General features: G+C 62.2%; 22 protein-coding genes and 1 pseudogene. 9 read left to right on the forward strand and 14 right to left on the reverse strand.

Features of this window, described 5'->3' with window-relative positions; translation table 11 throughout:
* Positions 1–92 precede the first annotated feature (92 nt).
* Together LDN70_RS19175 and LDN70_RS19180 are read left to right on the forward strand one after the other, a co-directional pair.
* Positions 93–1,418: an ATP-binding protein gene (locus tag LDN70_RS19175; RefSeq protein WP_142937640.1), complete on the forward strand. Its 1,326-nt coding sequence runs from the start codon at positions 93–95 to the stop codon at positions 1,416–1,418.
* Positions 1,419–1,551: 133 nt separating this feature from the next.
* Positions 1,552–2,796 carry a low temperature requirement protein A gene (locus LDN70_RS19180; protein ID WP_166842460.1) on the forward strand — a complete coding sequence of 415 codons (1,245 nt, stop codon included), beginning with the start codon at positions 1,552–1,554 and terminating at the stop codon, positions 2,794–2,796.
* 87 nt (positions 2,797–2,883) lie between these two features.
* On the opposite strand, the gene LDN70_RS19185 is transcribed toward LDN70_RS19180, so the two are convergent.
* Both LDN70_RS19185 and LDN70_RS19190 read right to left on the reverse strand, forming a co-directional pair.
* Positions 2,884–3,420, reverse strand: a complete 537-nt coding sequence (locus LDN70_RS19185) for an HD domain-containing protein (RefSeq protein WP_223941135.1) — start codon at positions 3,418–3,420, stop codon at positions 2,884–2,886.
* A gap of 110 nt (positions 3,421–3,530) precedes the next feature.
* Positions 3,531–4,322 carry an SDR family NAD(P)-dependent oxidoreductase gene (locus tag LDN70_RS19190; RefSeq protein WP_223941136.1) on the reverse strand — a complete coding sequence of 264 codons (792 nt, stop codon included), beginning with the start codon at positions 4,320–4,322 and terminating at the stop codon, positions 3,531–3,533.
* A gap of 103 nt (positions 4,323–4,425) precedes the next feature.
* On the opposite strand from LDN70_RS19190, the gene LDN70_RS19195 reads away from it, so the two are divergent.
* Entirely contained in the window at positions 4,426–5,037 is a 612-nt protein-coding gene (locus LDN70_RS19195; RefSeq protein ID WP_142937636.1) for a TetR/AcrR family transcriptional regulator, read from the forward strand.
* A gap of 14 nt (positions 5,038–5,051) precedes the next feature.
* On the opposite strand, the gene LDN70_RS19200 is transcribed toward LDN70_RS19195, so the two are convergent.
* Positions 5,052–6,170 (reverse strand): serine hydrolase domain-containing protein, encoded by a 1,119-nt coding sequence (locus tag LDN70_RS19200; protein WP_223941137.1) that lies wholly within the window; start codon positions 6,168–6,170, stop codon positions 5,052–5,054.
* Between the two features lie 25 nt (positions 6,171–6,195).
* On the reverse strand, positions 6,196–7,083 hold the full coding sequence (gene gluQRS / locus LDN70_RS19205) for a tRNA glutamyl-Q(34) synthetase GluQRS (RefSeq protein ID WP_223941138.1): 888 nt from the start codon (positions 7,081–7,083) through the stop codon (positions 6,196–6,198).
* 324 nt (positions 7,084–7,407) lie between these two features.
* Between gluQRS and LDN70_RS19210 the strand changes: the two genes are divergently transcribed.
* A complete protein-coding gene (locus LDN70_RS19210) occupies positions 7,408–7,866 on the forward strand; it encodes an Lrp/AsnC family transcriptional regulator (RefSeq protein WP_024818488.1) in 459 nt (152 codons plus the stop codon).
* Between the two features lie 4 nt (positions 7,867–7,870).
* On the opposite strand, the gene LDN70_RS19215 is transcribed toward LDN70_RS19210, so the two are convergent.
* A complete protein-coding gene (locus LDN70_RS19215; RefSeq protein ID WP_011776419.1) occupies positions 7,871–8,326 on the reverse strand; it encodes an Lrp/AsnC family transcriptional regulator in 456 nt (151 codons plus the stop codon).
* Between the two features lie 103 nt (positions 8,327–8,429).
* On the opposite strand from LDN70_RS19215, the gene LDN70_RS19220 reads away from it, so the two are divergent.
* Positions 8,430–9,071 (forward strand): LysE family translocator, encoded by a 642-nt coding sequence (locus tag LDN70_RS19220; RefSeq protein ID WP_223941139.1) that lies wholly within the window; start codon positions 8,430–8,432, stop codon positions 9,069–9,071.
* A gap of 11 nt (positions 9,072–9,082) precedes the next feature.
* Here LDN70_RS19220 and LDN70_RS19225 read toward each other — a convergent pair whose 3' ends face one another.
* The 3 genes from LDN70_RS19225 to LDN70_RS19235 all read right to left on the reverse strand — a co-directional run bounded on the left by LDN70_RS19225 (position 9,083) and on the right by LDN70_RS19235 (position 10,995).
* Positions 9,083–9,550 (reverse strand): SRPBCC family protein, encoded by a 468-nt coding sequence (locus LDN70_RS19225; protein ID WP_011776421.1) that lies wholly within the window; start codon positions 9,548–9,550, stop codon positions 9,083–9,085.
* A complete protein-coding gene (locus LDN70_RS19230; protein ID WP_187697089.1) occupies positions 9,547–9,888 on the reverse strand; it encodes an ArsR/SmtB family transcription factor in 342 nt (113 codons plus the stop codon). Before LDN70_RS19230 ends, LDN70_RS19225 begins: the two co-directional genes overlap by 4 nt.
* 135 nt (positions 9,889–10,023) lie before the next feature.
* Positions 10,024–10,995, reverse strand: coding sequence for a hypothetical protein (locus tag LDN70_RS19235; protein ID WP_223941140.1), 972 nt, complete (start codon positions 10,993–10,995; stop codon positions 10,024–10,026).
* A gap of 157 nt (positions 10,996–11,152) precedes the next feature.
* Between LDN70_RS19235 and LDN70_RS19240 the strand changes: the two genes are divergently transcribed.
* The gene (locus tag LDN70_RS19240; RefSeq protein WP_142937630.1) at positions 11,153–11,632 is read left to right on the forward strand and encodes a DUF4383 domain-containing protein; all 480 of its coding nucleotides are present in this window, start codon (positions 11,153–11,155) and stop codon (positions 11,630–11,632) included.
* 202 nt (positions 11,633–11,834) lie between these two features.
* Here LDN70_RS19240 and LDN70_RS19245 read toward each other — a convergent pair.
* The 5 genes and pseudogenes from LDN70_RS19245 to LDN70_RS19265 all read right to left on the reverse strand — a co-directional run bounded on the left by LDN70_RS19245 (position 11,835) and on the right by LDN70_RS19265 (position 17,493).
* Positions 11,835–12,514: pseudogene (locus LDN70_RS19245) on the reverse strand (response regulator).
* Positions 12,507–13,832: a sensor histidine kinase gene (locus tag LDN70_RS19250; RefSeq protein WP_223941141.1), complete on the reverse strand. Its 1,326-nt coding sequence runs from the start codon at positions 13,830–13,832 to the stop codon at positions 12,507–12,509. The pseudogene LDN70_RS19245 and the gene LDN70_RS19250 overlap by 8 nt, the downstream one beginning before the upstream one ends.
* 115 nt (positions 13,833–13,947) lie before the next feature.
* Positions 13,948–14,763, reverse strand: a complete 816-nt coding sequence (locus LDN70_RS19255) for an IclR family transcriptional regulator (RefSeq protein ID WP_142937629.1) — start codon at positions 14,761–14,763, stop codon at positions 13,948–13,950.
* Positions 14,764–14,855: 92 nt separating this feature from the next.
* Complete coding sequence (locus LDN70_RS19260; protein WP_223941142.1) at positions 14,856–16,112, reverse strand: aminopeptidase P family protein; 1,257 nt, start codon at positions 16,110–16,112, stop codon at positions 14,856–14,858.
* Between the two features lie 28 nt (positions 16,113–16,140).
* A complete protein-coding gene (locus LDN70_RS19265) occupies positions 16,141–17,493 on the reverse strand; it encodes an MFS transporter (protein ID WP_223941143.1) in 1,353 nt (450 codons plus the stop codon).
* 674 nt (positions 17,494–18,167) lie between these two features.
* Between LDN70_RS19265 and LDN70_RS19270 the strand changes: the two genes are divergently transcribed.
* A protein-coding gene (locus LDN70_RS19270) for an IS3 family transposase (RefSeq protein WP_142937384.1) occupies positions 18,168–19,384 on the forward strand; the annotation gives its coding sequence in 2 pieces (ribosomal slippage) (positions 18,168–18,432 and positions 18,432–19,384; 1,218 coding nt in all).
* 276 nt (positions 19,385–19,660) lie between these two features.
* On the opposite strand, the gene LDN70_RS19275 is transcribed toward LDN70_RS19270, so the two are convergent.
* Positions 19,661–20,332, reverse strand: coding sequence for a GntR family transcriptional regulator (locus tag LDN70_RS19275; protein ID WP_011776428.1), 672 nt, complete (start codon positions 20,330–20,332; stop codon positions 19,661–19,663).
* Between the two features lie 150 nt (positions 20,333–20,482).
* Between LDN70_RS19275 and glyA the strand changes: the two genes are divergently transcribed.
* Together glyA and LDN70_RS19285 are read left to right on the forward strand one after the other, a co-directional pair.
* A complete protein-coding gene (gene glyA, locus LDN70_RS19280; protein WP_223941144.1) occupies positions 20,483–21,880 on the forward strand; it encodes a serine hydroxymethyltransferase in 1,398 nt (465 codons plus the stop codon).
* Positions 21,877–23,097, forward strand: a complete 1,221-nt coding sequence (locus LDN70_RS19285; RefSeq protein ID WP_142937614.1) for a sarcosine oxidase subunit beta family protein — start codon at positions 21,877–21,879, stop codon at positions 23,095–23,097. Before glyA ends, LDN70_RS19285 begins: the two co-directional genes overlap by 4 nt.
* The last annotated feature ends 16 nt before the right edge of the window (positions 23,098–23,113 follow it).

A 23,113-nucleotide genomic window follows, 5' to 3' on the forward strand; every position in this document is an offset into this window, starting at 1 on the left:
ACGGGCCCGCAACCTCCGGCAGCGGTGATTCGCCTATGCTCAACTCCAAGAGATCAACGGCGACTCACTTAGCAGACTCAGGAGATACAGCCATGAGCAACTGGCGCATCAGGGACTTCCACTCGTCCGATTTGGACGGCATCCTGCACCTCTGGGAGTCACTCAAAGCCGACGGCGTGGAACCCGTATACGCACTGTCCGAGGTTCTGGCGTCCTGTGAAAAGGACCATGCCGTGGTGGCGGTGCAGGGTGAGCAGGTGGTGGGAGCCGCCGTCGGACGCGCCGCCCACGACCAAGGCTGGATCGTTTTCCTGGCAACGCTGACGGAGTTCCGCGGACGCGGGATCGGCACCTCGCTGCTGTCCGCCGTCGAGAACCGCATGGCCCCGCACGGGCTCAACAAACTCTCCGCGCTGATGCCGGAAACGGAAACGCGGGTGGAAGCATTCCTGGGCCGCGGCTTTGTGGTGAAGAAGAACCTGCGCTACTTCGAGCGGACCATCCCCGTGCAGCGGCAGGAACTCGGGGCATTGGGGCTCTTGGGCGGGCGCATCCTTGCCCGGGATCTCTGGGAGAACGTGGCCGGCATGCGCCGCGAGAAGGAACTCCTTGAACGCCGACTGGTTCTGCCATTGGCTGAGGCTGATCTGGCCGATGAATACGGCGTTGTTCCGCCCCGGGCCGTGGTACTTTTCGGTCCTCCAGGCACCGGCAAAACCACGTTCGCAAAAGCCATTGCGTCCCGGCTTGAGTGGCCGTTTGTGGAGGTGTTCCCGTCTCGCCTCGCCTCCGATCCCAAGGGCCTGGCCGGTGCTCTGCGCGAGACGTTCCTGGAAATTGCCGAACTGGAACACGCCGTGGTGTTCATCGACGAAGTGGAGGAGATCGCGTCGCAGCGCGCCGGCGATCCGCCGTCGCCATTGCAGGGCGTCACCAACGAACTCCTCAAAATCATCCCGGCTTTCCGCGAACAACCCGGCCGGCTGCTGGTGTGCGCTACCAACTTCATCCGCGCCCTGGACACCGCGTTCCTGCGCCACGGTCGGTTCGATTACGTCATTCCCATCGGGCTCCCGGACGTCCATGCCCGCGAGGCCATGTGGCAGCGGTTCATCCCCGCAGCCGTGGTGGACTCAGTCGATATTGCCCAGCTGGTGGACCGAACCGAAGGCTTCTCACCGGCGGACATCGAGTTCGCTGCGCGCAGCGCCTCCCAGCGGGCTTTGGAAAAAGCAGTGTACGACGACGATGCTGCCTCGGGCGGTTCAGCCGGCCTTGCGTCCGGGGCCGGGTCCACCGGGCGCAAGGGACCCGAGACGCAGGACTACCTCGACGCGATTGCGGATACCCGGACCACCGTGAGCCCCGAGGTGCATCAGGACTTCCTGGAAGACATCGACGTGCTGGGGCGGGTGTAGGTTTCTGCCGGCGAGATCGCCGGAACGCTGCCGGGCCGCCGGAATGGTGTGAGATCGCCGGGTCTATCCGGCGATCTGGACGCATTCCAGCGATCTCGGCGAGGGGCCCATGGGTGGCGGTAATCTTTGAGCCATGTCCTCGAATCCCCTTCGCCATGCGCTCTCCCGCATGGGCGGCCGCGATCCCCACGAAAAACACCGCACCGCCACCCCGCTTGAGCTGTTCTTCGACCTGACCTTTGTTATTGCCTTCGGTGTTGCCGGCAGCCAGTTCGCGCACGCGGTGGCCGAAGCGCATTTCGGGGCGGGCCTTTTGGGCTTTAGCTTCGCTATGTTCGCGGTGATCTGGGCTTGGATCAACTTCACGTGGTTCGCCAGCGCCTACGACACCGATGACTGGGTGTTCAGGGTGGTCACCATGATTCAGATGGTTGGCGTCCTCATCCTGGCCATGGGCATTGAGCCGATGTTCCACTCGATTGTGGAAGGGGATCATGTCAACAACGTGGCCATCCTCATCGGTTACATCATCATGCGCGTAGCTTTGATCTTCCAGTGGCTGCGCGCTGCCCGCCAAGACCCGGAACGCCGCGAGACATGCCTCCGTTACGCGAAGTACCTGGCAATCGTGCAAGTTGGCTGGGTCATCGCCTTGGTGATTGAGACGGATGTGCTCACCACGTTCCTCCTGGCGGCCCCTTTGTTTGTCCTGGAGATGGCGACCCCGTACTTCGCAGAACGCAAGATCCGTACGCCCTGGCATGCTCACCACATTGCTGAAAGATACGGCCTGCTTGCCATCATCGCCCTGGGTGAATGTTTGATTGGCGCTATTGAAACCCTGCGGGCAATCGTTGCCACACACAGTTGGTCCATGGACGCCGCCTTGGTGGGCTTGAGTGGAACCGGGCTGGCCTTCGCCATGTGGTGGATCTACTTCATCCTGCCCTCAGGCCCTGCACTTCACGTCCAGCGGCATCGCTCATGGGTGTTTGGCTATGGGCACATGCCGGTCTTCGCAGCCATTGCGGCTACAGGCGCGGGACTCCACGTCGCTGCGTACTTCATTGATCACGAGACACACATCCCGGCGGCTGCTGCCGTGGCCTCCATCGCCATCCCGGTGATCCTCTTCAAGGCCTCACTCACCACCCTTTACTGCATCATGCTGGGTCCGGATCGCGACCTCATCTGGAGTTCCGCGCTGGTGGTCCTGGGTCTGGCGTCCAGTATTGCCCTGGCCGCGGCCGGTGCATCCGTGCCCATCTGCATGCTGGCAATGATGCTGGTGCTGGGCCTGTCCATTGGGTACGACGAACGGCGTGGGCACAAAGGCAGGGCGGCAGCACTCCGTCGGCTCGAATCCGCCGCTGGCTAGGGCATTCCGGTGCGTTGCGAGGCCCGCTCTGCACGCAATATCGACTCGAAAGCATGCAGAGTAGGCCCCACAACGGGTGGATTGGGGTTACTCGGGGACGATCTCGTCCAGTTCCCGCAGCAAGTACGGGTTGATGCGCTCCAGAATCATCCGGACCTCTTCGCGAGGAACGGCCGTGTACAGCACAGGGCGGGCATCGGCGTAGCGGGTTACCGGAGGCTTGTCCGGCCACTTTTCCGCAAGCGCTTTGACCCTCTCGGGCAGGGAGTTGTGGGCGTTGTCCGCGATCTTCACCAACGTTGCGTCGTGGTCCTCCGCTACGAAACGGATACCGGCGTCGTAATCATCCGGGTCCTCGTGGAAGCGGCGGGTGACACGTTCGATGATGTCTACCGCACGCTCGGACACCCCCATTTCGAGCAGGGCCTGCCGGGTGATAGGGGTGTCTTCGGCGATGTCATGAAGGTATCCGGCGATCTGGATATCTTCATCGAAGTCGGCGAGCGCGTCGCCCACGGCCAGAACGTGCTCCCGATACGGCCGTTTGAGTTTGTCCTTCTGCCGGTTGTGAGCCACCTCGGCCAAAACCTGGGCTGTCTCTACGGTAAAGCGTGGTTCGGTCATGCTGGCCTCCGGCTTGAAGAGGGACCGACGGGGATCGGTCCTTCCCTTCAGGCTATCCGCTGTTCGGGCCCCGAAACACCGAGCTACCCGGCCTACCGGCTCTGCCCGCTCTACCAGTCTTGAACTGCGCGGGCTGCAATGGCAACGGTGATGGCCCTGGGCAAACGCTGAGCGAAACCTGCCGCAACGCGGTTAGCCAAGCCCGAAACCACGCTGCCGGGCGTGTCCTTGCGATCGAGGGCCTTGAGCGCAGTTCCCACAACTTGGGCCGAGGTCTGCATCTTGCCAACCGCCGCCGACTCGCCGCCCAGCACGTCGAAGAACTCGGTGCGCGTCGCTCCGGGGCAAAGGGCCAGAACGTTGAGTCCGGAGCTCTTGGTTTCGTGGGCAACGGCTTCGGTGAAGCTCAGGACGAAGGCCTTGGTGGCGCCGTAAACGGCCATGCCGGGAATGGGCTGGAAAGCGGCCGTGCTTGCAACATTCAACAGGGCACCCTTCCCCGAGGCGAGCAGTCCGGGCAGGAAGGCACGGGTAATGTCCACGAGGGCGGCCACATTCAAGGAGATCTCGGACGCAATGGTGTCCGGGTCCTCCTCCACCAACGGACCATGGGTACCGAAACCCGCGTTGTTGATCAACGTGTCCACGGTGATTCCGCGGCCGGACAGTTCGCCGAGGAGCTCGCGTCCAACTCCTGCCCGGCCGAGGTCCATGGGGAGCACAGTAACGGTGACACCGTGCCGGGAGCGCAGGTCCTGGGCCAACTCCTCAAGACGGTCTGCGCGCCTGGCCACCAGGACGAGGTTGGAACCCCGGGCAGCAAATTGCCCGGCGAATTCGGCGCCGAGTCCGGAGCTGGCACCGGTGATGAGTGCGGTGGTACCTGCGTAGGTCATGGTCATGGCTGGATCCCGTCGGTTGAGTCGAAGACTAATGTAGTCGCTGTCTACATGGTAGGCAGTGTCTACATTGTTGTCAATGACTACATTGGCCTAGACTTGACCCATGACTGACCAGCCCTACCACCACGGCAAACTCCGGGAAGCACTTTTGGAGCGTGCCATGGAAACCATCGAAGAAGCTGGCGTGGACGGACTCTCCCTGCGGCAGCTGGCCCGCGACGTGAACGTCAGCCACGGAGCCCCGGCCAAACACTTCCGCGACAAGCAGGCCCTGATCGACGCCGTGGCCATGGCCGGCTTTGAGTCGATGAACCGCCGCATTCGGGATGCCGCCCAGTCCTATGAAAACCTCCGGGGACGTTTCGTCAGCGTTGGGAAGGCGTACGTCGACTTCGCCGTTGAGCACCCCGCACTGCTGACGGTGATGTACTCCACCAAGCACCACCCCGATTCCAGCGATGAACTTCGAAGCACCGGCGCCCAAGGCATACACCTCGCCCAGGCCATGATCGCTGAAGCGCAGGAGGCCGGCGTCCTGGCTCCCGGCAACCCCGAGACACTGGCTATGGTGTGCTTCGTCAGCCTCCATGGCACAGCCCTTCTCGCGGCTGGCGGGCAGTTGGACGGAAATTCAGTGGAAGACGTGGTCATTGCCACCACGGACACTTTATGGGCAGGAATGACGGCCGGAGTCCCGGCCGCGCAAGTCAACTAAGCCTCGCAAGTCCACTAAGCCGCGATCCCGGCAATCACTTCCCGCACCGCCGAGCTCAGGAGGAAGTTGCGGCAGCCCACTCCCCCGGGCTCGGCCGTCTGCGGCACGTACCCAAAGCCGAGTTCATACACAGGGTCCGCGAACCCCAAAGATGCGCTGGCGCCGTCGTGCCCGAACGCACGGTAGCTGCCGAACGGCATCCGCGTATGGGATTTCATGAAAACGGTGCCGAAGCAGCCCGTCTCGCCAAACACGCGGTCGATCCCGAAGACCTGTTCAGCGGAGACTGTCCGGATGGTTTCCTCTGTCAGGAGAGGTGGCGTGGCGGCTTCGCCTTCCAGCCCGGTCAGCGCCGCAGCATAGATCCTCGCCATGCCTTCCGCGCTGGCCACGCCGGCCGCCGAGCTCAGCCCCGCCGCCCTGACTTCACGGATGTTGGGCAGGTCCAGGATGTCACCGACTGCCGAGTTGGCAGCCAGGCCGAAGTGACTGGCCGGGTCCACCCATGGCCACGACGGGTCGGCCGCCCAACGGAAAGGTGCAAAGCGGGCTTCCTGGGACTCCGGGAGGCCAAGGTAGAAATGCGCGCCCGTGACTGCGCGGATGCGCTGCTCGAAAACCTGCTGCAGCGTGGAACCGGTGATGCGCCAGCACAGCTCTTCCATGAAGATGCCAATGGTCAGCGCGTGATATCCGAATGCCGCGCCGGGCTTCCACAGGGGCGGCAGCTGTGCGAGCTTGGCGGCTGCGAGCTCTGAGTTGTTGACCTCGTGGAGGGTCAGGCCACCTTCCACTCCAAGGAGCCCGGCCTGATGCGAAAGTAGCTGCGCCACCGTCACTGAGGACTTGCCCTCAGCGCCGAACTCGGGCCAGTACTTGACCACTTCGGCTTCAAGATCCAACTGGCCGTCCTGGACGAGCAACGCGATGACCAGGCCGGCCATGCCTTTGGAACACGAGAAGACGCCCGTGACGGAATCAGGGCGGATGTGCGGGCCGCCGCTGAGGTCCAGCACCTTGACGCCGCGATGGTACGCCGCCACTTGCGCAGAATAGTCAGGATCCTGCTCGAGAAAACGGCCAAAGAGCTCGGCGACGGGTTCGAAACCTGGGGCGATCAGCTGTGACTGCATTCAGACAGCCTACGCGGCGGCCGATTCAGGCCTGGGGAGTTTTCCACACCCAAGGCGTTTTTGGCACATTTTGCGGGGTGAAGTGCTGGAGCGCATCCTGGACGCTTCCGGCAGGCAAATCCAGGGACCCAAGGATCAGGTCACGCACGCGTTGGACGGGAATTCCGACGGCGGCGAGGTCGCCCAGCGTCACGGCACCGTCGCGCTTTGCCAGCCTGACGCCGTCGTGATTCACCACCAGCGGAACGTGGGCGTATTCAGGGACCTGCAGCCCCAGCAGCGTCGCCAGGTAGGCCTGCCGCGGGGTGGACGGGAGGAGGTCATCGCCGCGCACCACCTGGTCAATTCCTTGGGCAGCATCGTCAACAACTACCGCGAGGTTGTAGGCGGTGACGCCGTCGTTCCGGCGAAGCACAAAGTCATCCACCACTCCCAGGTAGGTGCCGTGCAACTGGTCCTCAACAGCCCACTCTGTAACGTCGGACCGCAGGCGGATGGATGCCGGACGCGTCGCATGCCGGATCTCGCGTTCGGCGTGCGAAAGTCGCCGGCACGTCCCCGGATAAGCGCCCTGCGGGGCGTGCGGTGCGGACGGAGCTTCCTGGATCTCCCGCCGCGTGCAGAAGCACTCGTAGGTGCGGCCGTCAGCCGTGAGGCGCGCAATCGCGGCTTCGTACAGTTCCGCGCGCTCGGTCTGGCGCACGACGGCGGCGTCCCACCTGACGCCGACGGCCTGCAGGTCGCGGAGCTGCTCAGCCTCGGCACCGGAGCGGGCGCGGTCCAGATCCTCGACGCGCAGCAGGAAATCCCGGCCGCTGGACTTGGCGAATAGCCAGGCGAGAATTGCGGTGCGAAGGTTGCCGACGTGCAGTTCGCCGGAGGGGCTCGGGGCGAAGCGGCCAGCGGAAGTCATGATCCAAGCCAACCACAAGAGCCCCTCAGCTACCGCAACGATCCGGTAGCTCAGGGGCTCTTGCTGTGACGCCCGGGTGAAGGGGCGGGTGCAGAATGACAATGCTGTGAACAAGAGTCAATCAGCGGCTGCTTCCTTGCGGGAAACCTGTGCAGGGCTCCGGGTGGTGTTCCGGGGTCCTGGTGCCTGCGGGTTTTGGCGGTAGCCTCGTCCTGCTTCGTTGTCATCATTTGAGCAGAAGACATACAGTTGGTGCAACGGACATCAGAACGATTAGTCGATCTGACCAGTCTTACGTGAAAACTTAGTCAGGGAGTGGTCACATTGCAGGAACTCGACGCCACGGACCGCCGGATCCTCGCTGCTTTGGACGAGGATCCACGCGTGCCCATCATGGTGCTGGCCCAGAAGCTGCACCTCGCTCGCGGAACGGTTCAGTCGCGCCTGGAACGAATGACGGCGTCCGGCGCCCTCCGCCCCAACAGCAGCCGCGTCCTGCCCTCGGCTTTGGGGCGTGGCGTGGCTGCCGCCGTCAGCGCCGAACTCGATCAAAGTCACCTGAATGAGGCCATCGCTGCACTGCGGGAGATCCCGGAAGTCCTGGAATGCCACGCCCCGGCCGGCGACACCGACCTCATCATCAGGGTGGTTGCCAAGAGTCCGGACGATCTCTACCGGGTATCGGAAGAGATTCGCCTGTGCCCTGGCATAGTGCGCACGTCAACCAGCATGTTCCTCCGGGAAGTGATCCCCTACCGGACCACTGGCTTGCTCGCGGAGTAGGGCCTTAGACCGGGGGTCCGATGTTGGTTTTCAGGTTCTTCATCACCAGCGTTGAGGTCAGCCGTTCAACCGCGGGAAGGGCCGCCAGTTCGTCGTCGTAGAACCGCTGATACGCGGGGAGGTCCGCGGCAATGACCTTCAGCAGATAGTCAGGCGACCCGAAGAGCCGCTGCGCCTCCACGATGTTGGGACTGGCGGTGACGCGCTCTTCAAACTCCGCCATGATGGTGCGTTCCACCTGCTTGAGGGTCACAAAAACAATCGCTTCGAAACCCAGGCCCACTGCGGCAGGGTCGATGTCTGCACGGTAGCCGCGGATCACCCCTGAGGATTCCAAATCGCGGAGCCGCCGGTGGCAGGGAGCCACCGTCAAACCCACCTTCGAAGCAAGGGCTGTGGCAGTCATCCGGCCGTCATCTTGGAGGTGGCGCAAAATACTTCTATCGATCCCGTCAATCACGCAATAATCTTACCGGGAACGACGGGCAGTGGGCTAAAAAGAGGAACACTTATGGTCGGTTTTTCCCTAGAGTTTTCCTACCACCTAGCCCTGGAGAGAAAACGTGAACCCGCAGCTGTTTATGGCCTTCATGATCGTCGCCGTCAGCTTGGCGTGCACGCCCGGCGTCGACTGGGCTTACTCGATTTCGGCCGGCCTCAAGCAACGCAGCTTCGTCCCCGCCGTCGCCGGCCTGTGCAGCGGATACGTCGTCCACACCGCGCTAATGACGGCAGGGTTGGCAGCCCTCTTGGCGGGAGTCCCAGGACTACTGGGGTGGCTGACCATCGCGGGAGCTGCCTACTTGCTGTGGCTCGGCGTGGCTACCATCCGCTCGTGGCGAGGCGCGAGCTTCAGTGCGGAAGGCGGCGTCGTGCAGTCCGGAAACCAGCTCCGCACCTTCCTTCAGGGCATGGGCACCAGCGGTATAAATCCCAAAGGCCTGCTCTTCTTCGTGGCGCTGGTGCCACAGTTCGTCAGCCCCGAGGCGGCACTGCCGGTTCCGGTCCAGTCCGGCTTGCTGGGCCTGACCTTCGTGATCCTGGCCGGGATGGTGTACACCGCCGTCGCATTGACCTCCAGGACACTGCTGGCTTCCCGGCCCGGCGCCGCCCGCGTTGTGACCCTGATCAGCGGAATCATCATGATCGGGCTGGGGACAGTGCTGTTGTCCGAGCAACTCCTTCCGCTTCTACCGCAGATATAGCCGGCACGCCGCTAGGCCGCAAGCAGCTCATCCAGGCGCTCGTATCCTTCGATCACGCCGTAGTCCATCCCGGTAGCCAAAGCCATGTCCCGTGCTTCAACCGAGGGGTAGACCTCGTGCGCGGACATCCGCGTCCTGCCATCGATATCTTCGAAAGTGGTGGTGCTGATGACCACTTGGTTGGGCGCGCCCTCGAACTCGACGGTCTGGATGATCAAAGCGTCGGGTTCGACCGTGTGGAAAACGCCGCGGAATCCGGCCATTCCGTTATCGTCGCCGCTCTCGTAGCGCCAGCTGCCGCCAGTGGTGGCGTTGTACTCGGTAATTTTCGTTTGAGTACTGCGCGGGCCCAGCCACTTAGCCAAGAGATCCGGATCAACGTGGGCTTTGAAGACCGCACTGACCGGGGCATCGAATTCACGGACCGTGTCAACGAACGGGACGCCAGGGTCAGCGGTGATTGTTGTTGGATTGCTCATTTCAGTTCCTCTTTCTTCTTTGCTGGTTTGTTTTCTTGTTGTTGGTGAGAGTCACCGGCACCCAGCAGCTCGTCCAGCTGCCGGAAGCGCGACTCGGCGATCAGCCGGTACTGGTCAATCCATGCGGTCAGCCGCTCCAAGGCGGCAGCATCCAAGTGGACAGGCCTGCGCTGGGCGTCGCGTGAGCGGGTTACCAATCCTGCGTGCTCCAGGACTTGTATATGTTTGGAAACCGCCTGCTTGGTGATGGCGAACGGTTCAGCGAGCTCGTTGACGGTGGCGTCTCCCCGGGACAGGCGTGCCACCATGGCCCGCCTCACCGGATCCGCCAAAGCCATGAAGGCCCTGTCCAGAGCTTCTTGCTCCACTGCCGCATCAACCTCTCATCATCAACTCTTTGATCAACTGAATAATTGATCAACCGTTTGATTGATTAAGAGATTACGCCTTTCCCAGGGAAGGCACAATGGTTGTTATTCGCCGCCCAGCTGCCTGAAGTCGTTCTCCCATAGACGCCGCATCTCGGCATCCTTCCGGATCACTTCCAAAGTCTCCAGCTCCGCAGGCGGGGCCGGCCGTTTGGACCACGGAGTCAACGTCCGCCGGCCCTGGTCAAGAGCGAGCAGGGCCCTGTCAGTCAACGCATCATTCTTCAGCGCCAAATTGGTCTTACGACGCCGGAGCACTTCTTTGAGGGCCACCTGAGCCGACTCGAAGTCACCCCTGGCCCGTTGCGACCGCGCCCGGATCAGCAAAAGCGCCGCCGAGAGGTCGTCCGTGTTCAGCAAACCCTCAGTCCACAGGACCACATCACGGTGCCGTTCCAACGAGTACGCCGCTGTGCAGCGCGCCAACGCCGAAGGCAACGACGGCGGCAACGTCACCACTGCTTCCAACGCCGCCTCGGTCATCCCCATTTCCCGAAGGCAATGGGACAGCGCCAAAAACACGGACTCCTCACTGAACAGGACCGGAACCTCAATCCGTTCGGCCACCTCAACCTTGGTGACCACCTGCCCAAGGTACATTGCCGAGAACTGGCTGGCGTCGTCGTCGATCCTTGTTGTTAAACCGCGTTGCAGAAGCTCGGACGCCCTCAAAAACCCGCCATGTTTGTACGCGAGCAAACCGGCCATCACATGACACAGGCCCGCCCATCCGGGATACATACGGCCGAAGGCCAGAAGCCGATCCGGCTCCGTGGAGGTGAAAACGGCCTCGTGCATGGCCTTCGCCGTCTTGGAGGACAACATCCTCAGCCGCGGGACGTTGCCGGCTACAGTCAACCGTGCATGATCGCGGCCGCTCAGGACACCGGAGAGCACATCATTCACGCCGTCAGCGAGCCCCCGCACGGAGGTGCGGACGTAGCCCTCGCGGAAAGGAGTGAGATCGCGGGTGTCGTGGAAAATCGTGTGCACGCGTCCGTTGGGAGCTTGGCTCATAATTCCATGCTAACCGCCGCTGAACTGGGCACATCCCCTGCTATCGGAGGCATTTCAGGAGTATTATGGCGGCGTCGGCAAGGTTTTTGCCACAGCCCTTGCCGCAGGTCGGCTCTCCATGAGAAGAGCCGGGTAACAGCGTGAAAGGGAGGACTTGATGACCACCGCTTCGCACCCCGCCGAACACCACCACATGATGGGGTTGACGCTACGCAACACCGCCATGGGCGTTGGCATTGTATTTCTGCTGGTTGGCGTCCTGGGCTTCATCCCCGGGATCACCACCAATTTCGGCGCCATGACCTTTGCGGGACATGAATCCGGCGCCATGCTGCTTGGAGTCTTCCAAGTGTCCGTACTCCACAACATCGTTCATCTGCTGTTTGGCGTGGCCGGCTTGGCCATGGCAAGGAACGCACGCATGGCCCGCCTGTTCCTCTTGGGCGGCGGCGCCGTGTACATCGTTCTTTGGATCTATGGCCTGGTCATCAACCAGGAAACAGGCGCCAACTTTGTCCCCTTCAACACCGCTGACAACTGGCTGCACCTGATCCTCGGCGTTGCCATGATCGGTCTGGGAGCCTGGCTCGGTAGGGACGCCATGGACGAAACAACCACAGCGCGACGGAAGATGTAGCCCCTTCCGCACGTCTTGCAGAATAACGACGGCGGCAGTCCCCTTAAGCGGGACGGCCGCCGTTTTTTGTGCCCTCCCGGCTTCCGCCGAGATGCCACTTAATGACAATGTTGGCGCCCCGGATTGTCATCAAATGCCAACTCGGCGAGAGTTTTTGGGTCTCGACGACAGGTCCCGGCTACCGCGGGGCGCGGCCACCCAACTATCCGAGCAGCCGGTGCTCGTACGCGAAGGACACGAGTTGAAGACGCGTCCCGACACCCAGCTTTGTTAGGACGCTGCGCAGATGCGTCTTGACGGTAGCCTCGGACACGAACAAGCTCTCAGCCATTGCACTGTTGCTCAAACCCTTGGCGCCAGCAGAAAGACGTCCCGTTCCCGAGCAGACAACGGTTCCAGAACCGAAAGATCCGGACCCTCGGCCGGGACCGCCCGGGCCGCGTGCTGAAACAGGTCGTGCACCGATCCGGGCGCGATGACCGAGTACCCCGAGTGAACAGTCCTGACTGCCGCCAACAGGAACTCCGGCTCGGCACTTTTGAGCAGATACCCGCTTGCTCCCGCCTGCACGGCTTCCACCACAGCCTGGTCGCGATTGAATGTGGTCAAGGCGATGATCTTCGGCTTGACCAAACCGCCACGCGAGGCCGCGTCCCAAATGTGCTTGGTGGCAGTCACACCATCCATGACAGGCATCCGAAGATCCATCAGCACGACGTCCGGCGGCTGCTCTGCCGCGAGCGCAACAGCTTGGATGCCATCCTCCGCCTCCCACGCAAGCAGCATGTCCGACTGACTTTCAACAAGCATCCGGATGCCCGCTCGGAACAACGGTTGATCGTCCACCAACGCTACGGAAATGGGCGCAGAAGCCTCAGTCATTAGCAGCGGCTCCGGCTGCTGACGCCCGCTCGCCTAGGTCCGTCAATGCCTCCGATGGTTGGGAGGTGACTTGCAGGCTCCCGGTTCCATATGGGAGAAAAGCAGTTACCCGAAACTGCTCGCCATCCGGGCCCGCTGTCAGCCAACCACCTGCCAGATGCGCACGCTCCCGCATTCCAGGAATGCCTCGTCCGTAGCGTTCCTTGGCATGTCCGGCGTCCGTTTCCCCCAACGGAACGGACGCCGGCAGCGCGGAGGAAGCATGCAGTGTCAGCCCTGGGCCGCTCCAATCGAAATGCACGCGCACAGCGGTTCCCCGCCCACCATGTTTCAGGGCATTCGTGAGGCATTCCTGGACGATCCTGAACACTGCCAGCTGCTGACCAGCTCCTAGTTCAACGGGTACACCACTCTCACTGTGCTCAATCTCAAGGCTGCCCTGACGCATGCGCTCCATCAGCGGTCCGACGTCGCTGATCAGAGGTTGTGGGGCAACCATGCCATCGTCCCTCACGCCTTCGATGACGCGTTGCGCATCAACCAGTGCGTGCCTGGCGGATACGGCGATGTTCTCCAACGCGTCCAGGACAGGCTTCGGCTGGCCTTTGCTCAGATACCGCGTGCCGTCAGCCTGGGCCGTAATGACTGCCAACGAATGAGCCAGTACATCATGCAGATCGCGGGCGATCCGAGTACGTTCCTGCTCAATGACCAGTTCGATTTCCGTTTCTTTCAGGCTTGCTTCGGTAACAATCTGCGCCTTGGACAGCAACTGGCGATCTTCATAAAGGGATACCAGGAGGCCAAGCGTTCCGCACGCAGCCGCTACCACCAGGAGCAGGGGAAACAGCACCGGCACATAGTCCCTGAGTGCAACGCTATCCCCTACGTACAATGGCTTGAACCATCCAACTCCGTCACCGTAGCGCGCAGAAATCATCATGTAAGTCATAACGAGGATGAAAAGCAGATTGGAACTGGCAGCTACGATTCTCTGGGTTTTGGACCCCGTCCACATAATGAGGCCCAGCGCGATGAACGATCCCAAATAGATGGCCCAGTGGTTGGCGGCCATCGCCGGCACGATGTGCACCAGCTGTCCCAGCAGCAGGACGCCGGTTAGTCCGAGCGAAAAGTAAGGTTTCCGCTTCGCGAGACCGATCACGGCCGTCATCATGAGCAGAGGAATGGCACCAGGCCAATACAGGCCCGGCCACGGTCCCATGCGGCCCGCTTCTCCCACACACCACAGCACAAAGAAGATGGCAGCCGCCGCGGGGGCGCCCCAATGCCGGACAACTTTCAGTGTTCGTTCCATGCCAGCCAGACTATCTACGCACCGGGACGCTACATCGCCAATCAGTGCTCCCTGCAGTCAATCTCCACCCGCTGGCCAGCAGATTCATCCTTTGGGCAAGCTATGTGCCCCCGGCCTATCGCGGGGCGCGGCCACCCAACCGCGTGGTCACCTTAGCCGCTGCTGCGGCGCAGGCTTCGCCGAGACTGTTGAGGGTGTCCTGCGAAACACGGAACTTCGGGGCCGGGATCAGGACGGAGGCCACCATGTTGCCGCGGTGGTCGTACACGGGTGAGGCCACGCCCACTTCTTCGATGGATGTCTCACCGAAGTTCACTGCCCACCCACGCTCCATCGATTCCTTCAGGCGAAGCAAATAAGCCTCCACCGCGTCCTCGTCCACGCCGGTCAGCGTGATCGATCCGCTGCGCAGCAACTGGCGCACCCGGTCCTCGTTCTCCGAAGCAAGGAAGACCTGCACGGATGAACTCAGGGCCTCGTTGTAGCGGGCACCCAACGGAGCGAGATGCTTGACCTGGTGACGGCTGGGGATCTGTTCCACACACATGGACTCGTTGCCGTTCCACACCATCAGCGCGCTGGTCTCCCCCGTCCGCTCAGTAAGTTCGCGCAGCACAGGGTAGGCAACGCGACGCTCTTCGAGTTCCGCCAGGAGGGGGCCCGCCATGGCGATCATGCCCAGCCCCAAGCGGAACCTGCGCGAATCGACGTCGCGCTCTACAAGATTCTCCTGTTCCAGCGTCGCGAGGATCCGGGAGACGGTGCTCTTATGCAGGCCAATGCGGCCGGCGATTTCGGTGACTCCCAGGAGCGGCTCGTCAGCAGTGAAGCTCCTCAAGACGGCGATGGCGTTGACGATCACCGAGGTGTTTTTGCTGTCACCAGTGCTGTTGCTGTTCTCAAGAGTGTCGCTGGATTCGGTGGGAGTCATGGGTTCACTATATTTCGCTGGAGATATTTCGACGGCGGACGCCCCACCGGATTCGGCCGGTGGACACCACGCTGTGTCCACCGGCCGGGTCACTAGGCTCCGATGATGTTGTACTCGGGGCCGAACGGGAACTTAGTGATGTTCTCCGCGCCGTCTTCGCCCACCACCAGGATGTCGTGCTCGCGGTAGCCGCCAGCACCCGGCTGGCCGTCCATCACCGTGATCATCGGCTCCATGGACACCACCATGCCCGGCTCCAGGACGGTGTCAATGTCCTCGCGGAGTTCAAGGCCTGCCTCGCGTCCGTAGTAGTGGCTCAACACACCGAAGGAGTGGCCGTAGCCAAAGGTCCGGTTGGCCAACAAGCCGTGGCTGACGTAGATCTCGTTGAGCTCTGCCGCGATGTCCTTGCACACAGCACCGGGCTTGATGAGCTCCAGACCACGCTTGTGGACCTCAACGTTGATGTTCCACAGTTCCAGAGAGCGGGCGTCCGGTTCGCCGTAGAACAGGGTGCGCTCCAGTGCCGTGTAGTAGCCGCTGGTCATGGGGAAACAGTTCAGGGACAGGATGTCGTGTTCCTGGATCTTGCGGGTGGTGGCCCAGTTATGTGCACCATCTGTGTTGATGCCGGACTGGAACCACACCCAGGTGTCTCGGATTTCAGAGTCCGGGAAGGTCCGGGCAATCTCGTGAACCATGGCCTCGGTACCGATCAGAGCCACCTCGTACTCGGTGATCCCGGCGGTGATGGCGTTGCGGATGGCCTCGCCACCCAAGTCACCAATGCGCGCACCGTGCTTGATGACCGCGATCTCCTCGGTGGACTTGATCATGCGCTGACGCATCGCTGCCTGCGCAACGTCAACTAGCGTCGCTCCGGAGAACGCGGCCTGGATCTTGTTGCGGTTGTCCAGCGGCAGCGAGTCATCTTCGACGCCGATGCGGCGCGGGTTGATGCCGCGGGTCCGCAGGACTTCCTGGATGGCGTGGATGTAGTTGTCCCGGCGCCAGTCCGTGTACACAAGGTTCTCGCCGTAGCTGCGGCGCCAAGGCATCCCGGCGTCGATATTTGCCGTGATGGTGACCGTGTCATCCTTGGTGACCACCATGCCGTAGGAGCGGCCAAAGTAGGTGAAGAGGAAGTCGGAGTAGTACTTGATGGAGTGGTAGCTGGTGAGGATGACGGCGTCGAGGTCTTTCTCGGCCATGATGCGGCGGAGGCCGGAGAGGCGACGCTCGAACTCGGCGTCGGAGAAGGTCAGCGATACTTTTTCGCCGTTGTTGAGGACCTTGGTGCGCTCGAGCTTGGCCACATCGTTGACGGCCTCGTTCTGGGTGATGGTCATGGTTGTTCCTTTCAATGGGTGGGTTGTACTAGTCCTGCAGCAGAGGCTTTTTGAAAGTCTCGGTGGCGAACAGGACTGCGATGAGGGAAACCAGAGCGGCAGCCACGAGGTACCAACCGGGGGCCAGCTGGTTGTGGGTCATGCCGATAAGAAGGGTGGCCATGAACGGCGCGGTGCCGCCGAACAGGGCATTGGAGAGATTGAAGCTGACGGCGAATCCGGTGTACCGGACCTTCGTGGGAAAGAGCTCGGCCAGGAAGCTCGGCAAGGTTCCGTCGTTGAGGGTCAGCATTCCGCCCAGGAGTATCTGCACCAGCACGATCACCAGGAAATTGCGGGTATCCAGGAGCATGAAAGCCGGCACCGTTAGCAGCATGAAAAGCACTGATGCCGTGATGAGCATCCGCTTGCGGCCGAACCTGTCCGACGCCATGCCGGTTAGGAAGATGAAGCCGATGTAACTGGCCAGGGCGATGGTGGTGGCCAGGAACGATTCCGTTGCGCCAAAGCCCAGCTCTTCCGACAGGTAAGTGGGCATATAGCTGAGGATCACGTAGAAGCCCACAGCGTTCAGCAACACCGCGCCGGTGGCAATGATGAGTTGCTTCCGGTACGTCCTGAACATGGCGAAGGCAGGGGCTTTGACCGCATTGTCCTTGGCAGCGAGCTCCCGGAAAGCCGGCGTGTCCTCGAGCTTGGTCCGGATATACCGGCCGATCAATCCCATGGGCGCAGCCAACAGGAACGGCAATCGCCAACCCCATTCGTTGAGCTGCTCCGCGGTCAGGACTGAACTCAGCAGGGCTGCCAGCAAGGACCCCAGCAGCAGACCCGCTGCAGTACTGGCGGGCACGACGGCGGCATACAGTCCGCGCCGATTCGCCGGCGCATACTCCACCAGGAAGGCAGACGCCCCGGCGTACTCGCCGGCTGCGGAGAAGCCTTGGACGACTCTTACCAGGAGGAGCAGGATGGGCGCCATCACGCCGATCGTGGCGTAGCCGGGGATGAGTGCGATGCAGAACGTCGCCACGGACATCAGGACGATTGACAGGCTCAGCGCTTGCTTGCGGCCCAGCTTGTCCCCGATGTGGCCCCAGATGAAACCACCCAAGGGCCGGACGAAGAAGCTGATGGCAAACACGCCGAAGGTTGCGAGCAGGGCCGTCTGGCGGTCTGACTCGGGGAAGAAAACAGTAGAGATGACGCCGGCCAGGTATCCGTACACGGCGTAGTCGAACCACTCAACAAAGTTCCCGATGAAGCTTGCGGTGACCACTCGCCGTCGAGTGTCCTTGCTGACTTCCGGTTGGGAACCTGGTGCGTGGGAGATGTGGGAGGGGCTGCCTGGAGCGGCTGCCACAGATGATTCATTGCTCATGTGTCCACCAAAATTGATTTGGGTTGCATTCAGCGCAACGCTGTTGCACCAGAATATGTGTGAGCGGCGCCACGGTCAAGGGTTAGTTGTGACGGATGCGCATCAGCTCAATCAGGTCTGCCGGACTAAACCGCTGACTGGAGTGGGCTGATGGCGCAAAAGGCGTTTGTTGCATCTAACCCAACGCAGTTGCCCCTAACGACGCTCTCTCACATCCCACCCCCAAAACCCGATCGTTCTCTCACATCCCACCCCCCCAAACTCGATCGCTCTCTCACATCCCACCCCCAAAACCCAATCGCTCTCTCACATCCCACCCCCCAAACCCGATCGCTCTCTCACATCCCACCCCCAAAACCCGATCGCTCTCTCATTAGGGCGAAGAGGAGGCGTCGTCCGCACTCAAGTCCACATCGACGTCGAGCCTTTTTGTTCCTGGCCGCTGTGCACGTTCCCGCGGGCCGGGCGGCGAGGCTTGCGACCTCGGGCAAGTCGGCCCCATAGGCCCACTGGAGATTGCATCCAGCAACTCCCAGTGGGACGTGAGAGAACGACGCCAAAAAACCCGCAAGACGTGAGAGAACGACCCCCTCAAAACCGCTGGACGTGAGAGAGCGACGCCAAATGCGGCCGTATGGTTTTCTGAGACAGGTTGATGGGAGATCGACTTCAGAATGACTGGTCCTAGAAGAAAATATGATGCGGCTTTCCGTGAGGAAGCTGTGCAGCTGGTGTTGTCCTCGGATCGTTCAGTGAAGCAAGTCGCTGACGAGCTCGGGGTGAAGGAGAGCACGTTGGGGAACTGGCTTCATCGGCACCGGGGAAAACATCAGGACGGTCCTGCTCTAGAGCCTGTGGACCCGGGCCCGGTGTCCTGGGATGAACACCGGAAGGCCTTGGCTGAGAACGAGAGATTGAAGGCCGAGGTCGAGTTCTTGGGAAAAGTCAGCGCCTTCTTTGCCGCGAAGCAAAAGTAGAGGACTTCTACGAGTTCATCGAAGCGGAGAAGGCCAACCATTCCGTGGCCTGGCTATGCCGGGCGTTGAAGGTTTCCAGGGCCTCGTTCTACCGATGGCGCAACCCGGCCGGGCCATCCCCGCGGGCAGTACGGCATCAGGATCTCGCCGCCGCGGTTACCGAGCTGTATAAGGAGGAGAAGGGCCGTGCCGGCCGGGACCAACTGACCCTGCTTTTGAACGAGAAGGGAGTGCGGGTCTCGGCCCCCACTGTCGGGGCGATCATGCGTGAGCACGGGCTGCGGGCCGTCCGCACCCAGGCCTGGAAGGCAACTACCGTCCAGGATCCGCAGGCCAAAACAGCCCACATCGAGAACCACATGCTCGATGCAGAGGGCAAGCGGGACTTCACCTCAACAGTGCCCGGAACCCGCCTGGTCGGTGACATCACCTACCTGCGCACGGGTGAGGGCTGGCTCTACCTGGCTACGGTGATCGATCTTTTCTCCGGCATGGTCATCGGCTGGTCCATGGCCGGGCACATGCGCGCGAGCCTGTGCACCGCGGCGCTGCAAATGGCCCGCAACCACGGCCACCTGACCGGGGCCTCGGTGGTGTTCCATTCGGACCGGGGCACCCAATACACCTCGGATGAATTCCAGAAATGGTGCGGCGATAACTCGGTGACGCAGTCCATGGGGAAAGTCGGGGTCTGCTGGGACAACGCCGTCGCGGAGAACTTCTTCTCCCACCTCAAAACCGAGTTCTACCACCACCAACGCTACGGCTCCCGACTCGCCGCCCGAACCGGTGTCATGGAATACATCGAGGGCTGGTACAACCGCCGCCGGCCCAACCGCCGAGCCGGCGGCATACCACCAGCCAAAGCCCACACCAACTACCAAACCCGCGCCCAGCAACCCCTGGCCGCCTAACCAAAAACAACAACGAGACCTGTCTCAAAAACTTGACGACCGCAAAAAAAACCCGCGGGACGTGAGAGAGCGATCAGCTCAAAACCGCGGGATGTGAGAGAGCGATCAGCTCAAAACCGCGGGATGTGAGAGAGCGACGGCAAAAAACCCGCGGGACGTGAGAGAGGATCGGGAGGGGGTGGGGTTATCCGGCAGCGCGCGTCTAAGGGAGTGACGACCTAGCGCGCAGAGGATGAGCCCGCCGCCGGAAGGCGGGAGCACGGCAGGGCGGGAAAGCTAGAGGACCTTGCGGATGGTCTCTTCGAAGCTGACTACGTGGTGCAGGGCGAGCTCTGCGGCACGGTCTTCGTCGCCGTCGGCAATGGCCGTGAGGAGGTCGACGTGCTCGGAGATGTGGCCGGAAACGGAGGGCATCTTCTCGAGCATGTGGCACCAGATGCGGGTGGCGAGGTTGTCGTAGCGAATGAGGACGTCTTCCAGGTGGGCATTGGCCGAAGCTTTGTAGATCAGCCTGTGGACCTGGATGTCGTAGCGCATGAGGTCCTGGGAGGAATTGTCCTGACCTTCAAGATCCCGGATCGCGGCGGCGACGGCGCGGAGCTCGGAACGCATGGCGGGGCTGGCCATCCGGGCAGCTTTCCTGGAGGCGAGCGGTTCCAGCAGTTCGCGGATTTCGGAGACCTCGGCGAGCTGGGTGATGTCCACGCCGGTGGCGAACGTGCCGCGCCGGGGGTAGGACACCACGAGGTGGTCGCTTTCGAGGCGCTTGATGGCTTCACGGACAGGAGTGCGCCCGATTCCCAGTTCGGCGGCGATTTGTCCGTCGTTGATGGGGTCGCCGGGTTTGACGTCCAGCATGATGAGCCTGTCGCGCAGCAGCAGGTAGGCGTTCTCTGCTAGGGACGTGCCCTGCGGAGCTGACTCCAGTGCTTCCAGTGCTGCGCTCATTGCTCTCTCCCGTTGTCACAACCACGGTCCCACGGATGAGTTTCCCGGACCTGTTGACGACCATGTGATCTTCAACATACTATGGCAATAGTTCTAATATATCAGTTGCCTAACAGTCGGCCACTAGACAAGCTTTTGAAGGAGAACACCATGGTTGAACCGCTGATCCGCCCGCTTGCACAGGCGGACCCGGAGGTCGATCAGGCGATCGCCCAGGAACTCATCCGCCAGCAGTCCACGCTGGAAATGATCGCCTCTGAGAACTTCGCTCCTACGGCCGTCATGGAAGCCCAGGGCTCGGTGCTGACCAACAAATACGCCGAGGGCTATCCCGGCAAGCGCTACTACGGCGGCTGCGAACACGTTGATGTGATTGAACAGCTCGCCATTGACCGCTTGAAAGCCCTGTTCGGCGCAGAGTTCGCCAACGTCCAGCCCCACTCCGGCGCCCAGGCCAACGCCTCGGCCATGCACGCACTGATCACCCCGGGCGACACCATCATGGGCCTGAACCTCGCCCACGGCGGCCACCTGACCCACGGCATGCGCATCAACTTCTCCGGCAAGTTGTACAAGGTTGTTCCGTACGGAGTCCGCGAGGACACCCACACCGTAGATATGGCTGAAGTGGAGCGCCTGGCTCTGGAGAGCAAGCCGCAGCTGATCGTCGCCGGCTGGTCGGCGTATTCCCGCCAGCTGGACTTCGCTGAGTTCCGCCGCATCGCTGACCTGGTGGGCGCCTACCTCATGGTGGACATGGCCCACTTTGCCGGCCTCGTCGCAGCAGGCCTGCACCCCAGCCCCGTGCCGCACGCCCACATTGTCACCAGCACCACCCACAAGACCCTCGGCGGTCCGCGCGGTGGCGTGATCCTGACCAACGACGCCGACATCGCCAAGAAGGTTAACTCGGCAGTCTTCCCCGGCCAGCAGGGTGGTCCGCTGGAACACGTCATCGCAGCCAAGGCCGTTGCCTTCAAGATGGCCTCCGAGCCCGAGTTTCAGGAACGCCAGCTCCGCGTCCTTGAGGGTTCCAAGATCCTGGCCCAGCGCCTCCTGCAGGACGACGTTGCCGCAGCCGGCATCTCCGTTGTCAGCGGCGGAACCGATGTCCATCTTGTCCTCGCCGACCTCCGCCACTCGGTCCTCAACGGCCAGCAGGCCGAGGACACGCTGCACCGGATCGGCATCACCGTCAACCGCAACGCCGTCCCGTTCGACCCCCGCCCACCCATGGTGTCGTCCGGCCTGCGCATCGGCACCCCAGCCCTAGCCGCCCGCGGCTTCGGCGCCGAGGACTTCACCGAAGTTTCGGACATCATTGCGACGGCGTTGATCGCCGCAGCGAACAGCGGCACCCAAGCAGGCACCCAGGCAGGCGCCGAAGCAGCCACCGCCGAAGGTGACGTCACCCTGGACGAGACCACCGCCGTCGAACTCCGCAACCGCGTGACCGCCCTGGCGAACAAGTTCCCCCTCTACCCGCACCTAAACCACAACGGCAATGGCGCCGTAACCGAAGCAGAACTGATTGGAGCAGCCAAGTGAGTGCAGACCACCTCCCCGAACACCCGGACTTCCTCTGGCGCAACCCGGACCCGAAGAAAAGCTACGACGCCGTGATTGTGGGCGGCGGCGGGCATGGCCTGGCCACCGCATACTTCCTGGCGAAGAACCACGGGATGACGAATATCGCCATCCTTGAAAAGGGCTGGCTGGCCGGTGGCAACATGGCCCGCAACACCACCATCATCCGTTCCAATTACCTTTGGGACGAGAGCGCAGCCATCTACGAGCACGCCCTCAAGCTCTGGGAAATCCTCCCGGAAGAGCTGGAGTACGACTTCCTCTTCAGCCAGCGCGGTGTCATGAACCTGGCCCACACCTTGGGCGATGTTCGCGAAAGCGTTCGCCGGGTGGGTGCCAACCGCCTCAACGGTGTAGACGCCGAATGGCTGGACCCGCAGCAGGTCAAGGAACTCTGCCCCATCCTGAACATCAGCGACAACATCCGCTACCCCGTCATGGGTGCCACGTACCAGCCGCGTGCAGGCATCGCCAAGCACGACCATGTGGCGTGGGCCTTTGCCCGCAAGTGCGATGAACTCGGTGTGGACATCATCCAGAACTGCGAAGTTACCGGCTTCATCAAGGACGGCAACAAGGTCACCGGTGTCCAGACCACGCGCGGCACCATCAACACCGAAAAGGTGGGCCTCTGCGCCGCAGGCCACAGCTCGGTCCTGGCGGAAATGGCGGGCTTCCGCCTGCCGATCCAGAGCCACCCGCTCCAGGCGCTGGTGTCTGAACTCCACGAGCCGGTCCACCCCACCGTGGTCATGTCCAACCACGTCCACGTGTACGTGTCCCAAGCCCACAAGGGCGAACTGGTGATGGGCGCCGGTGTGGACTCCTACAACGGCTACGGCCAGCGCGGCTCGTTCCACGTGATCGAGGAGCAGATGGCAGCAGCCGTGGAGCTCTTCCCGATCTTCGCCAGGGCCCACGTGCTCCGGACCTGGGGCGGCATTGTGGACACCACCTTGGATGCTTCCCCGATTGTTGGCCTCTCCCCGGTGGAGAACATGTTCGTCAACTGTGGCTGGGGAACCGGCGGCTTCAAGGGCACTCCGGCGGCGGGCCTGACTTTCGCGCACACCATCGCCACCGGCGCTCCGCACCAGCTGAACAAGCCCTTCGCGCTGGAACGCTTCGAGACCGGCGCCTTGATCGACGAACACGGCGCCGCAGCCGTAGCCCACTAGCCAGGACAGGAAAAGA

The organism is Arthrobacter sp. StoSoilB22 (genome assembly GCF_019977315.1).
In the GTDB taxonomy this organism is placed as follows: Bacteria; Actinomycetota; Actinomycetes; order Actinomycetales; family Micrococcaceae; genus Arthrobacter.

Bases quoted from the DNA above. Each gene is read 5' to 3' on its own strand.
- LDN70_RS19175 (WP_142937640.1), top strand. From the start codon at position 93: ATGAGCAACTGGCGCATCAGGGACTTCCACTCGTCCGATTTGGACGGC.
- LDN70_RS19180 (WP_166842460.1), top strand. From the start codon at position 1,552: ATGTCCTCGAATCCCCTTCGCCATGCGCTCTCCCGCATGGGCGGCCGC.
- LDN70_RS19185 (WP_223941135.1), bottom strand. From the start codon at position 3,420: ATGACCGAACCACGCTTTACCGTAGAGACAGCCCAGGTTTTGGCCGAG.
- LDN70_RS19190 (WP_223941136.1), bottom strand. From the start codon at position 4,322: ATGACCATGACCTACGCAGGTACCACCGCACTCATCACCGGTGCCAGC.
- LDN70_RS19195 (WP_142937636.1), top strand. From the start codon at position 4,426: ATGACTGACCAGCCCTACCACCACGGCAAACTCCGGGAAGCACTTTTG.
- LDN70_RS19200 (WP_223941137.1), bottom strand. From the start codon at position 6,170: ATGCAGTCACAGCTGATCGCCCCAGGTTTCGAACCCGTCGCCGAGCTC.
- gluQRS (WP_223941138.1), bottom strand. From the start codon at position 7,083: ATGACTTCCGCTGGCCGCTTCGCCCCGAGCCCCTCCGGCGAACTGCAC.
- LDN70_RS19225 (WP_011776421.1), bottom strand. From the start codon at position 9,550: ATGAGCAATCCAACAACAATCACCGCTGACCCTGGCGTCCCGTTCGTT.
- LDN70_RS19230 (WP_187697089.1), bottom strand. From the start codon at position 9,888: ATGGCTTTGGCGGATCCGGTGAGGCGGGCCATGGTGGCACGCCTGTCC.
- LDN70_RS19235 (WP_223941140.1), bottom strand. From the start codon at position 10,995: ATGAGCCAAGCTCCCAACGGACGCGTGCACACGATTTTCCACGACACC.
- LDN70_RS19240 (WP_142937630.1), top strand. From the start codon at position 11,153: ATGACCACCGCTTCGCACCCCGCCGAACACCACCACATGATGGGGTTG.
- LDN70_RS19250 (WP_223941141.1), bottom strand. From the start codon at position 13,832: ATGGAACGAACACTGAAAGTTGTCCGGCATTGGGGCGCCCCCGCGGCG.
- LDN70_RS19255 (WP_142937629.1), bottom strand. From the start codon at position 14,763: ATGACTCCCACCGAATCCAGCGACACTCTTGAGAACAGCAACAGCACT.
- LDN70_RS19260 (WP_223941142.1), bottom strand. From the start codon at position 16,112: ATGACCATCACCCAGAACGAGGCCGTCAACGATGTGGCCAAGCTCGAG.
- LDN70_RS19265 (WP_223941143.1), bottom strand. From the start codon at position 17,493: ATGAGCAATGAATCATCTGTGGCAGCCGCTCCAGGCAGCCCCTCCCAC.
- LDN70_RS19275 (WP_011776428.1), bottom strand. From the start codon at position 20,332: ATGAGCGCAGCACTGGAAGCACTGGAGTCAGCTCCGCAGGGCACGTCC.
- glyA (WP_223941144.1), top strand. From the start codon at position 20,483: ATGGTTGAACCGCTGATCCGCCCGCTTGCACAGGCGGACCCGGAGGTC.